The sequence below is a fragment of the Woeseia sp. D3-10 genome (genome assembly GCF_055809415.1).
Map to the genome: position 1 here is coordinate 2649993 of NZ_JBVVTW010000007.1, position 11707 is coordinate 2661699.

Annotated in this window: 11 protein-coding genes; 2 read left to right on the forward strand and 9 right to left on the reverse strand. The window is 58.5% G+C overall.

Features of this window, described 5'->3' with window-relative positions:
* Window positions 1-139: 139 nt before the first annotated feature.
* Window positions 140-934, forward strand: a complete 795-nt coding sequence (locus tag AC0L8N_RS12190) for an inositol monophosphatase family protein (protein WP_473667962.1) — start codon at window positions 140-142, stop codon at window positions 932-934.
* Between the two features lie 22 nt (window positions 935-956).
* Here the strand turns inward: AC0L8N_RS12190 and AC0L8N_RS12195 are convergent, their stop codons facing one another.
* The 9 genes from AC0L8N_RS12195 to AC0L8N_RS12235 all read right to left on the reverse strand — a co-directional run bounded on the left by AC0L8N_RS12195 (window position 957) and on the right by AC0L8N_RS12235 (window position 10542).
* Entirely contained in the window at window positions 957-1754 is a 798-nt protein-coding gene (locus AC0L8N_RS12195; RefSeq protein WP_473667963.1) for an ABC transporter ATP-binding protein, read from the reverse strand.
* Between the two features lie 50 nt (window positions 1755-1804).
* Window positions 1805-2575, reverse strand: coding sequence for a hypothetical protein (locus AC0L8N_RS12200; protein ID WP_473667964.1), 771 nt, complete (start codon window positions 2573-2575; stop codon window positions 1805-1807).
* A 97-nt stretch (window positions 2576-2672) separates the two neighbouring features.
* On the reverse strand, window positions 2673-4250 hold the full coding sequence (locus tag AC0L8N_RS12205) for an amidase (RefSeq protein WP_473667965.1): 1578 nt from the start codon (window positions 4248-4250) through the stop codon (window positions 2673-2675).
* A gap of 94 nt (window positions 4251-4344) precedes the next feature.
* Window positions 4345-5121: a class I SAM-dependent methyltransferase gene (locus AC0L8N_RS12210; protein ID WP_473667966.1), complete on the reverse strand. Its 777-nt coding sequence runs from the start codon at window positions 5119-5121 to the stop codon at window positions 4345-4347.
* 580 nt (window positions 5122-5701) lie between these two features.
* Window positions 5702-7687, reverse strand: coding sequence for an LpqB family beta-propeller domain-containing protein (locus AC0L8N_RS12215; protein WP_473667967.1), 1986 nt, complete (start codon window positions 7685-7687; stop codon window positions 5702-5704).
* Entirely contained in the window at window positions 7677-7868 is a 192-nt protein-coding gene (locus AC0L8N_RS12220) for a CPXCG motif-containing cysteine-rich protein (RefSeq protein ID WP_473667968.1), read from the reverse strand. The genes AC0L8N_RS12215 and AC0L8N_RS12220 overlap by 11 nt, the downstream gene beginning before the upstream one ends.
* 11 nt (window positions 7869-7879) lie before the next feature.
* A complete protein-coding gene (locus AC0L8N_RS12225; protein WP_473667969.1) occupies window positions 7880-8578 on the reverse strand; it encodes a pyridoxine/pyridoxamine 5'-phosphate oxidase in 699 nt (232 codons plus the stop codon).
* A gap of 144 nt (window positions 8579-8722) precedes the next feature.
* On the reverse strand, window positions 8723-9832 hold the full coding sequence (locus tag AC0L8N_RS12230) for an S-(hydroxymethyl)glutathione dehydrogenase/class III alcohol dehydrogenase (RefSeq protein WP_473667970.1): 1110 nt from the start codon (window positions 9830-9832) through the stop codon (window positions 8723-8725).
* Between the two features lie 413 nt (window positions 9833-10245).
* A complete protein-coding gene (locus AC0L8N_RS12235; RefSeq protein ID WP_473667971.1) occupies window positions 10246-10542 on the reverse strand; it encodes a hypothetical protein in 297 nt (98 codons plus the stop codon).
* A 56-nt stretch (window positions 10543-10598) separates the two neighbouring features.
* Between AC0L8N_RS12235 and AC0L8N_RS12240 the strand changes: the two genes are divergently transcribed.
* On the forward strand, window positions 10599-11702 hold the full coding sequence (locus AC0L8N_RS12240; protein WP_473667972.1) for a prephenate dehydrogenase/arogenate dehydrogenase family protein: 1104 nt from the start codon (window positions 10599-10601) through the stop codon (window positions 11700-11702).
* Window positions 11703-11707: the final 5 nt, after the last annotated feature.

Here is an 11707-nt window from a genome sequence, read left to right on the forward strand (position 1 = left end):
TGAGGTGAGCGCCTGCTGGTCGGCGTTGTGCTCCGGAACGGCAGGCCGGGACCCGACAGAATGGCGCACTGACGGCCTCCGTGCGCTTGAGTCTTCCAGTCGCTGCCGCCATAGTGTCGCCTTTCAGGAGGAGCTGTTAGTGAACGAAAGCAATACGCCTGCGGTATCACGCGAACTGGATGTCGCACTTGAAGCGGCGCGCGCCGCAGCCGCCATCAGCCGGCACTATTTCAATGGCAATTTTACAGTGCAAACCAAGGCGGACCGGACACCGGTGACGCAGGCCGATGTTGAATGTGAGGAACGAATCCGCGAGATTATTCTGGGTGCATTTCCGTCGCACGGTTTTTACGGCGAGGAAACCGGTTCGACTGGCAGAGACAGCCCGTATCTGTGGTTGGTGGATCCGATCGATGGCACGAAGGGCTTCGTTCGCCAGTACCCGTTTTTTTCAACGCAGATTGCATTGATGCACGAGGGTGAGCTCGTGTTGGGCGTTTCCAGTGGCACCATGTTCGACGAATTGGCCTATGCCGAACGGGGCAAGGGTGCCTGGTTGAACGGTAAACGTTTGCAGGTGAGCGATATTCATGAGCTTGACCGGGCCGCCGTATCGGCTGGCAATCTCAAGTCGCTGGCCGCGAGTCCGGGCTGGAGTGAGTTCGGCAAAGTGGTCGCGAGCGCGGACCGTATTCGCGGCTATGGCGATTTCTACCACTACCATTTGCTGGCCAGTGGCAAGATCGAAGCGGTTGTGGAATCAGACGTGAACATCCTTGATGTCGCGGCCTTAGCCGTCATCGTAACTGAGGCTGGTGGCGTATTTACCGATCTGAATGGCTCGACACCGGGGCTTGAGATTCGCTCGGTGCTGGCGGCGAACCCGGGCTTGCACGAACCGCTGTTGCAACGATTACGCGGTTACGTCGACTAGCGCTGCATCGCGCGGCCACGAACTAAGGTAGTGGCTCGTTGGCGGCAGCAACAAAGAACTGACGATCGCGCCACGGCAAGGCTTCCATGGGCGTCGCGTACAAGTCACTGAGTACGGTCGCGGTGAGGATGGAGTCGGCCGGCCCGAGTTCCCAGCGACCATCACCGAATAACAGCAGGCAGGACGTTGCATAGCGCGCGGCAAGATTAACGTCGTGCAAACTGGCAATGACGGTCTTGCCGCTGGCCGCCTGGTCTGCGAAGACATTCAATACATCCAGTTGGTGTTGCGGGTCGAGGTGATTGCTGGGTTCGTCGAGTAAGTACACGTGCGGCGCCTGTGCCAGCACCTGTGCAACGGCAACGCGGCGACGCTCGCCACCCGATAGAGTCGCAATGTCGCGGTGGTGCAGGTTGTGCAGGTCCATAAGGCGCAGACAATCACTGGCGATGTCGCGATCCACGGTACTTTCCCATTGCCAGCGCGGTACGTGCGGGTGCCGGCCTGACAACACCGTTTCGAATACCGTGGCTGGAAAGGCATCGTCCGAATGTTGCGGCAGCAGCGCGAGCTGGCGCGCAATCGTCTGGCGGGTCAGGTCGGGCAGTGCCTGACCCCGCAATTCAACGCTGCCGGTGCCGGGCCGTCGCAAGCCGGCGAGCGTGTGCAGCGTCAGTGACTTTCCGGCGCCGTTCTGGCCGAGTACGGCGAGAAACTCGCCTGCGCGCAACTCGAAATCCAGTCCGTCGACCAGTGTTCGACCGGGCACTTCGATACGCAGCTTGCGCCCGGCCAGTACTGTGTCTGCTTGGTTGCTCATGCGCTGCAGGCTAGCGGCAAAGCCGCGGCGACGCCAGTCAGTCGGGCGCGTCAGGGTATCAGTCGAATCTCGGCGGCGGTCTGTTCGCCAATCAGAACGTACTTCAGGCTGCGCGGAATGACCGCGTCATCGTCAGCCAGTGCGATTCGTCCACCCATGATTTCCGCGAAACGCTGTGGGTAGCGTGGCGAGCGATCCGGTTCGGCGTAGCCTTCCGGAAAACGTGGCAGGCCGTTCGCTGCTTCGTATTTGTCTGTAGCGCCCAGCGTGTGCAGGAACTCGTGCGTGATGATGACGTTGTTGCTGCCGTCATGCCGGCGTCCGGCGAATCCGTTCACAATGCCGACCATGCCTTTTTGCAGGCCGACCGAATTCTCCAGCAGAAAGTCTGTTGATGGCGCGTGATAGCGGACGAAGATCCTGACGTCCGGCGCCGGTGAGTCTTGCGGGCTGGCCACGCTGTGTGCCCACCAGCGCATGCGCAGACTCCACCACATGACTTTCAGTTTGTTGTAGGCATCCGGTAGTTCGGGCGGTTGTTCACTGATCAGCGTTCCCAGTTCGATTCGTACCGGGCGCTTCAGGTCGTGGCCGTAGCGTTCAACTTCGCGGCTGACAAAGGTTTCGATACCGGAGAACTGTTCGACCGAAAGCTGGCGAATATAGTCGTCGCTGATCCGGCTGCCGTCCGCATTGATTGGGTAGATTTTGACCCACAGGCTGTTGTTCCAGTCAGTGCTGCGGGCTTGTGACAACCACGTTGAGGTCAGCACCATCCCCAGGATAAACAGCAGTATCGTTACGCGTATGGCCTTGAACATGAGTCTTCAACAGTCTTGACGACAGTGAATTACGCCTGTTGCGCCCGTTTTGAGCCAGCGAACAGTTCGCATTTTGTGCCAAAGCCCGCGTTTTGGCCTATGGTCGGTGCGGGTTTTCCGGGTCAGGGGCACGTCGCGCAGCGCTGGCCTGTTCGAAAGCGTATGCAAGTCGGATGAGTTCGGCTTCACTGTAGGCACCGCCGATAAATGACAAGCCGACCGGCAGCCCCTGCACCTGACCTGCCGGCACTGTAATGCTCGCATAACCCGATACGGCGGCCAGTGACGAGCTGCCGACGCTGAACGTGTCGCCGTTGATGTGGTCGGTGAGCCAGGCCGGGCCATTGGATGGCGCGATCAATGCGTCGAGTCGGTGTTCCTCGAGCACGTTGTCGATGCCGTCTCGTGCGATGCTCTTGCTGTCGGCCAAGGCATTCAGGTAGCCCTCGTCTGTCAGCGGGCCTTTGGCGTCGGCCATTATCAGAAGCTCCTGCCCGAAAATCGGCATGACATTGGCCGCATGTGCGTTATTGAACGCGATCAGTTCGCTCAAGCTGGATACGGGCGTGTTCGATTCAGCGAAGTACTTGTTGAGATCAGCTTTGAACTCGTACAAGAGAACTTCGAATTCGGCATCACCCATGCCGTCAGTGTCTAAGTCCACCGGATCAACAATGACCGCGCCCAGTGACTGCAACATCGCGATGCTGGCTGTGAACACGCCTTCAACGGCGTCGTTCTTGCCGGCGCCGCCGTAATTGCGGAGCACGCCAATGCGCTTGCCTTGCAACGCATCAGTCCGCAGGTCGGCGGCATAGTCCGGTAGCGACGCCGGGCGATCAGCGCTGGCCGGGTCGCTGTCGTCTTTGGTGACCAGAGCATTGAGCAGAATGGCGGCGTCGCTCACCGTCCGTGCCATTGGCCCCGCCGTATCCTGACTGTGGGCAATCGGAATAATGCCGTCGCGGCTGATCAAACCCAGCGTTGGCTTGATACCCACTATGCCGTTGATTGACGCCGGACAAACAACAGAGCCGTCGGTTTCTGTGCCGATGGCAAGAACACTCAGGTTTGCGGCAACGGCGACGGCGGAACCTGACGACGATCCGCACGGGTTACGGCGTGGGTCATAGGCGTTGCCGGTCTGGCCGCCGAGGCTGCTCCAGCCGCTGGACGAATTGGTCGAGCGAAAATTAGCCCATTCACTCAAGTTGGTCTTGGCCAGGATAATGGCGCCGGCATCGCGCAATTGCCGAACAAGAAAGGCATCGTCTGCGGCACGGTGTCCGGCAAGCGCGAGCGAACCGGCGCTGGTTGTCATGGTGTCGCCGGTATCGATATTCGCTTTCAGTACGACTGGTATCCCGTGCAAGGGTCCGCGGACCTTGCCATCGCGCCGTTCATCATCCAGGGCGTCGGCGATACTTCGGGCGTCAGGGTTTACTTCAATGACAGAGCGAAGATTTGCGCCGCTGTGGTCGATGCGTTCAATTCTTTGCAGGTAGTAGTCGGTCAGGCGTCGAGCGGTCAGCTCGCCGTTCTGCATGGCTACCTGCAAGTCGGTAACAGTGGCTTCTTCGTAGGACTGCACGACCGGGCCTGCACAGGCAGCCAGTAACAGTGCCGTCGCTGCCGCTGCCGTGTACTTCACAAGGAACTTCCGAGACAGACTCATTCGCGATCCTCTCCACTGCCCAGCGTCGCTGTAGTCGACGCACCTTAGGTACTGAGACTAGTGCGAGGGGCCAGGTACTGCAAGCAAGTTGCCGTCAGCGAGGTTTGCGAAACTTCAGTACGAAACGATCTGTTTTACCGCGCAAGTCAGGTTCGAACACGACCCGGCTGTAGTCATCGTTCGGGTTGCGCAGGACATCGCTTTGTCCTTCGAGTGTGAAGCCCGCCGCTTCAACGTCAGCGATGACGAGGTCGGGATCGATGCGGTGGGTTGTGCCGCCGGTTTCGCGCGGCGAACCCGTAGCAGCGTAGTGATCGATGATGCCAAGAACGGCGCCGGGTTTGGCGCCGCGATAGAGTTCTGCGAGAAGTTTCTCGCCGTCAATTTTCGGCCAGCCGCCTTCGGCATTAACGTAGTAGATGTCGTGGTATGCCAGAACCATCAGGATGGCATCCAGACTGTCTGCTTGCAGTTTAAGTTCGTTATTCTCGGCCATCAGCGAGACGACGTTTGGCAAGCGATCATCCGCGTAACGGATGGACGTTTCATCGCCGGCGAATCCCGCATAGGCTTCGTTGCTGTGAGCAATGACCTTGCCGTTGCTGCCGGCGACGTACGACAGCAACTCGGTGTAGTAGCCACCGCCTGAGTACAGGTCAAGAACGGTCATGCCGGGCTTGATGCCGAGGAATCTGAGCACGGCGCCAGGTTTTCGGCCGGCATCACGTTGCCGATCTTCCTCGCTGCGAGCGGCGTTGCTGACGGCAGCCGTATAGGCGTCGGTCGTAGCAGCGGTACTTGTTGCGGCGGCCTGTGCGTTAAAGCAGAGAAGGATGCACAGCGCGTACAACGTGATCCGATTCGAATTCATACCTAATCCCCCGCAAAGTCAGTGATTGCCGTGCTGCAGTTGAGACTGGTTTCGGCGGCTAAAGTGCCGCGCTAGTTCGATTTGGTATGAGCCAATAAAAAGCCCCGCAACAAAGTTGCGGGGCTAATCTCTCTTTAGTCAGAGAGGTAGCTGGGAATCCGGATCACAGGCACAAAACTGAATTATTATTATTGGATTTTGATCTTATTATTTTGTGATTGTTTTTCTTCTGGCGTCTAAATCCTGTTTGTAATGAATCCGTTTACCGGTGCCAACTACACTTCGCTTGGGCAGGACATACAAAGCAAGAGCTATGCCAACCCAGTCTTTTAAACTGGTTTTCAACTGCTTACGGAAAAAATTGCGTGTAGCAAACGAGCACTGAAGGCTGCTTTGTAAATAAACCCGACAGTCTGTCGAAGGCGGTGCCGGCAGTTTTTCGTCAATTGAGTTGTAAGTTATTGATAAACTTACTCAATAAGCGCAGCTAACTATTGTTGCGGCGAAAACACGGAATTTGATTATGTTCAATACTGTCGCAAGTGGGCGACAGGGCTGAGAAAGGCCTTTGCCTGTCAAATTAATCGACGCGACTGAGCGAGACGCGTTCGAGCAGGCTGGCTACGCTAAGGAAGCGGCCGTCCTTTACCACGGCAACAACCTGCGCGCTGTCGGCGACGTTATGCAGAGGATCGCCAGCTACCAGCAGGAGGTCAGCGCGAGCGCCCGCTGCGATCCGGCCCAGCTCCGCGCCCAGCCCGAGCGCTGTTGCGCCGGCACCGGTTGCGGCGTGCAGGACCTGGTAGGGAGGTAATCCGGCCGCTTGCAGGGCAAGGAGTTCTGCCTGTGTTGCCAGGCCCGGGGGTAACCCCGATGGGCGACTACCGACAACGACCGAATTAATGCTGCTGCCAATCAGAGGCGTAGTGCCAGAGTTGCGCGCGGCTGCTGCAGAGGTTGGGAGTTGCATTGCCGGCGGCAATGCCCGCAAAGCGGCGAGCCCCGGCGTGCCCGCGTCAGCCATACCGGATACCAGCAGCAGTGGTCCGCCGTTGGTCAGTTCGACGATGTCGGCGTAGCGACGGCCCTGTGGTGACACCGGCATACTCGCCGTGCCCAGCATGAGTTCAGCGTTCATCGCAAGTCCTGAACTCCAGTTGCCAGCCAACAGCGGCACGCCGCGTTTGCGCCAGAGCGCCAGCGCCGAATTCAATTGGGGGTTTGCGGTTCGTTGTTCAACGGCCGTCAGCAGGCGAATGTCCCGCGCCGTATTCGCGGGCAGCTCCTGGGTGAATTCGGCGGCGCGCAGCAGCCGCGGGCCCGGCAGTACGTCGCCAGCCCAGACGTTGTTGTCAAACTCAGGAGCGTCGGCGGAGACCAATGTCGTCACTCCGAAGGCAAGCAGCAACGGGCCCATAGCGGCTGCGTCGTCGGCAGGCAGGCTGGCGTACATATCGATGAGGCCCGGCATGACGGTAGTGTCGCCGATATCGAACACGGTTAAATCAGCGCGCGGCGCCTGATCTTCAATGGCAACTACAATGCCGTCGCGAACCAGTACATCGACGTTGTAGCGATAGTCGACGCCATGACCGTCATACAGCCGTGCGGCACGAATAACGAATTCACCCCGAGCTGGATTCCCGGCGGGCAATGGTCGCACGGGGCCGGCCGGTTCACGGCTGGGGCCGGCGTTCGGCACCAGCGCAGAGAAAGGGATGTCCTCTGACTCGCGGTCTTCAAAGTGCCGGCGTTTGATCACGCCGTCCGCGGTGTACACAAAGCGCGTGCGATCAATCCAGCTCGCGGCACTGAGGAAAAAATCTTCTCCGTCGACCAGCGTTCGCGCGAGAGCCGGCTCCGACAGTATCAGCATATTCAGACTGAGCTGTCCGGACCTGCCTTGTTGCAGGTACGTGATCAACGTGTTGTCAGGTCGCCAGGAAGGAGCTGATAGTGGCGTTGCCGATTCCAGAACACGTTGTGGTTCGCCGGAATAACGCCGCACGACGAGGTACCAGCGATCATTCTCGTGCAGGACGTAACACAAGTGTCGGCCATCGGCGGACCATGCGGGTTCGCTCTCGTCGCCGTCGTGGTGAGTCAGTCGGTACTCAAGACCACTAGCCAGATCGCGTTCCCAGATGTCGAGGCTGCCGCCATCGCGCGTCGCCGAGTACACAACACGTTCGCCGTCCGGGTGCCAGTCGCCCGCCTGCTCCTGCAAACCGACCGGCGTTAATCGTGTATTGCTGTTGTTGTCGAGGCTGTAGCGCCAGAGTACGGTGCCGCTGGCGCCGTGGGTCTGGTAAAGGATTTCCTGACCATCCGGTGACCAGCGCGGACGTTGCGCCGGAGCTGATTGACTGGTTCGCTTTTGCAGATCGCCACCGCGTGCTGCGGCTGTCCAGATATTGCCGAGCAGGTCTACGGCCAGTCGTCCATCGGCAGGATTTACGTCAGCCGAAATATTGGTACCTTGATTGAGGCGAAATTCGGCACCGACCGGCGCCGAACAAAAAAAGGCGGTCAGAAGTGCCGCGCCCAGCCGCCAGTCAGCCGTCACGACTTACCCGAACGTCCACGGTGTCTTCATCAATGCAGGTGAATGCAACCTGCATCGGCCGACAACAAATCTGACAGTCTTCGATGTACGTCTGATCACCGGCGGAGGTATCGATGAGCACGTGCATGGATTCGCCGCAAAACGGACAATTTATACGTTGTTCGATCAGTGCTGCGTTCATCACTGTAGCCGTCAGGGTTGCAGACGGCCGCCGCTCCAGCTACCTGTTGAGCAGCCCTGCGCGTCATCGATCGTCAGTGTTCGGTTCCAGCGGGCGCGGTCATGAATACGATCACCGCCTTCCACCCATAGCTCAATGGCCTGCACCCAGATTCGAAATCCACCCCAGTGCGGAGGGCGCGGAATTGTGGGCGGCGACTCGCTGGCCAGGGTGTTCGTGTCGTCACCAAGAGCAATACCCAGATCATTCGCTCGTGCACGCAGTTGTTTAATCAGCTGGTCGCGGGATTCGAGCGGGCGGCTTTGGTCGGAGCCCCACGCGCCGAGCTGGCTGCCCCAGCCGCGGGTCGCGAAGTAGGCATCGCTTTCGCTCGCGGGTGAGCGCACGGCTTGGCCTTCGATACGAATCTGCCGACCCAGAGCGTCCCAGTGCATGACGGCGGCAACCCGCGGATGTGCGCTGATTTCCTCGCTCTTGCGGGATTGGTAATTGGTGTAGAAGACCAGGTAGCCGGGTTCTGCGACGAATGCCTTGCAGAGTACGATGCGAACCGACGGCTGCAGCTCGTCGCCGACGCTGACCAGCGACATCGCATTCGGATTGCGCTGCTCAGCATGTGCCTGCGCATGATTAAACCACTCGCTGGCGAGGTTCATGGGGTTTCGCGGAAGGACCTCGGGTAGACGGTCCATTACCTGATGGTTGTTCACGGTTGCTTGCCTGATAGTCACCGGCCAGACGGTCTGGCCATTGTTCGCGGAGAGTAGCAGACCGTGCGGTGGCCTACTATCTGCCGTCAATCCAGGTAGTGCGGTCCATACGTTTGTTATGCAGCCGGAAAGTTATCGACCCGCTTAAAAATGGATGACGGTACGAATACTCTTGCCTTCGTGCATCAGGTCGAACGCCTTGTTGATGTCCTCAAGCGGCATAGTGTGCGTGATGAATTCGTCGACCTTGATTTCACCGCCCATGTATTGATCGACCATGCCCGGCAGTTGAGTCTTGCCGCGTGTCCCACCAAATGCTGAACCGCGCCAAACGCGTCCTGTGACCAACTGGAACGGTCGGGTTGAAATTTCCTGGCCAGCTCCCGCAACGCCGACGATGACCGATTCGCCCCAGCCCTTATGGCAGCACTCGAGTGCTGCCCGCATCAGGTTTACATTGCCGACGCATTCGAAAGAATAATCAACGCCACCGTTGGTCATTTCGACAATCACTTCCTGAATCGGATTGCTATGGTCGTTGGGATTAACCGTGTCCGTTGCGCCCATCTGGCGCGCAAGCTCGAATTTGCCGTCATTGATGTCGATGGCGATGATCCGGCTCGCCTTCGCCATTACGGCACCTTGTATCGCGCTCAAGCCGACGCCACCCATACCGAACACAGCGACGGTTGAACCGGGTTCGACCTTGGCGGTATTCAGTACCGCGCCGATGCCGGTCGTTATGCCGCAACCCAACAGGCAGATTTTCTCCAGCGGCGCCGCTTTGCTGACCCGGGCCAGAGATATTTCCGGCAATACGCCGTACTCGCTGAAGGTCGAGGTGCCCATGTAGTGATAGATGGGTTTGCCATTCAGCGAAAATCGGGTCGTGCCATCCGGCATCAGTCCCTGGCCCTGCGTGGCGCGTATGGCCTGGCACAAATTGGTTTTGCCGGACGTGCAGAAGTTGCACTCGCGGCATTCGGGTGTGTACAGGGGAATGACGTGGTCACCTACTTTGATGTCACGCACTCCCGGACCAACTTCTTCCACGATCGCGCCGCCTTCGTGGCCCAGTACAGCCGGGAAAATACCCTCGGGATCTTCGCCCGACAAAGTGAATGCGTCGGTATGGCAAACACCAGTCGCTACGTTTCGGATCAGGACTTCGCCGGCTTTGGGTCCTTCAAGGTCGAGGGTCTCGATCTGCAATGGTTGGCCAGCTTCAAAGGCAACGGCGGCACGCGTCTTCATGGATAGAAATTCCTGTCAGTCTTGGTGAGCGGGGCTGTGCCGGAATACTCGCATGATTGGCCCCCATCCCGGTAGGGCGAGCAGGCGATCAAGCAGCAGTTCAAGACCTAAGTGCGGCGGCATCCGGCTCCAGGTTGGTGTTCAGCTTTCGTTCATAAAGCAAATAAAAACAATACGTTGCATTAAGCTCCGGTTCATCGCCGCGGCCGTATTCTGGCGTCGTGATGTAGCGAAAGGAGACACCTGTCATGCGAACGATCAATTCACAATATGCAACTTTGGCCCTGCTGGCCGGACTGATGTTCGCGGCGACACCCGCGGCCAATGCTCACGAACCTGGGTACAGCAGTCATAGCGGTCATTTGAGCGGGCAACGGTATGTGTATCAACACAGATCGGCGTTGCCGCGGTCATTACGGAATAATCGGGACTTCTTGCGTTGGTATGAGCGGAACCTCCACCAGCTCAGGTTCGAGAGAAGCTGGCAGCACATCTACCAACGCTACGATCGGGACTACCGGGTTAAGCATTACCGGAAGCGCGACTACAAGGCGAAGCGTCACAACCAACTGAAGCGTGACAAGAAGCGCAAACAGCATCGTCGTCATTGACATCGACTTGCCACAATAAACAGGCTGTATGGCCAAAGCCTCCGGACCGATGGTCCGGAGGCTTTTTTTGTTTCGCGCACCCGATTCCTTCTGTTGCAACGGAATCTGCGGTAAAACGGGGTCAGCATCGACACACTATTAGGAACTGTTTCAACATGGAACTGGATGAACTGCGCAACGAGCTGAACGGCATCGACCGCCAGCTGGTGGAATTAATAGCCAGGCGGCAGCAGATAGTTGGCCGCATTGGCAAGACCAAGCTCACCACAGGGCGTGCGACCCGGGATTTCGAGCGCGAGAAAGTCGTCCTGGGTCTGGCCCGGGAGCAAGCGCGCGCAGTGTCCGTTGATCCCGACCTGGCGGAATCCATCATGGCGTCGTTGATCCGTTCGTCGCTCGCAAGTCAGGAGCGCGACAGGGTTGCTGCTGAGGGCCGTGGCGATGGACAAAGCGTCCTGCTTATTGGTGGCGCGGGTAAAATGGGCGGCTGGTTCGCGGAGTTCTTTGCATCGCAGGGTTATGCGGTGACCATCGCCGATACCACGATTGAAGACGGTGATCGCCGCTACCGGGACTGGCATGACGCGGGCGTTGATTTTGATGTCATCGTCGTAGCCGCGCCACTGGCCATCACCGGGCAAATTTTGCTGGAACTGGCAACGTTGAAGCCGCGCGGGCTGGTGTTTGACATTGGCTCGTTAAAGTCGCCGCTTAAAGCGGGTCTGCGCGAGATGGCCGCCGCGGGTTGCAAGGTTACGTCGTTACATCCGATGTTCGGACCGGACACCAACCTGTTGTCGGGTCGGCATCTGATCTTCGTTGATACGGGCTGTGCCGACGCAACCCGTACTGCCCGAGAAATGTTCAATGCGACGATGGTCACGCAACTGGAAATGAATCTTGAAGATCACGACAGGCTGATCGCCTACGTGCTGGGCTTGTCGCATGCACTGAACATTGCCTTTTTTACGGCGCTTGCAGAAAGCGGCGAGGCGGCCCCCAGGTTGGCCAAACTCTCGTCGACCACCTTCGATTCGCAGTTACTTATCTCAAGCGCGGTCGCTCGCGAAAACCCGTACTTGTACTTTGAAATTCAGCATCTGAATGAGTTCGGTATCGGGCCGTTGGACGCGTTGTGCGATTCCGTCAATCGAATCCGCAAACTGGTCGCCGACGGTGACCAGGCAGGCTTCGTCGAACTCATGCGTCACGGTAAGGAATACCTTGCGACGCGCAGTGCACCGAGTGACTCTGTTTAGAGCGG

Bases quoted from the DNA above. Each gene is read 5' to 3' on its own strand.
- AC0L8N_RS12195 (WP_473667963.1), bottom strand. From the start codon at position 1,754: ATGAGCAACCAAGCAGACACAGTACTGGCCGGGCGCAAGCTGCGTATC.
- AC0L8N_RS12200 (WP_473667964.1), bottom strand. From the start codon at position 2,575: ATGTTCAAGGCCATACGCGTAACGATACTGCTGTTTATCCTGGGGATG.
- AC0L8N_RS12205 (WP_473667965.1), bottom strand. From the start codon at position 4,250: ATGAGTCTGTCTCGGAAGTTCCTTGTGAAGTACACGGCAGCGGCAGCG.
- AC0L8N_RS12210 (WP_473667966.1), bottom strand. From the start codon at position 5,121: ATGAATTCGAATCGGATCACGTTGTACGCGCTGTGCATCCTTCTCTGC.
- AC0L8N_RS12220 (WP_473667968.1), bottom strand. From the start codon at position 7,868: ATGAACGCAGCACTGATCGAACAACGTATAAATTGTCCGTTTTGCGGC.
- AC0L8N_RS12230 (WP_473667970.1), bottom strand. From the start codon at position 9,832: ATGAAGACGCGTGCCGCCGTTGCCTTTGAAGCTGGCCAACCATTGCAG.
- AC0L8N_RS12240 (WP_473667972.1), top strand. From the start codon at position 10,599: ATGGAACTGGATGAACTGCGCAACGAGCTGAACGGCATCGACCGCCAG.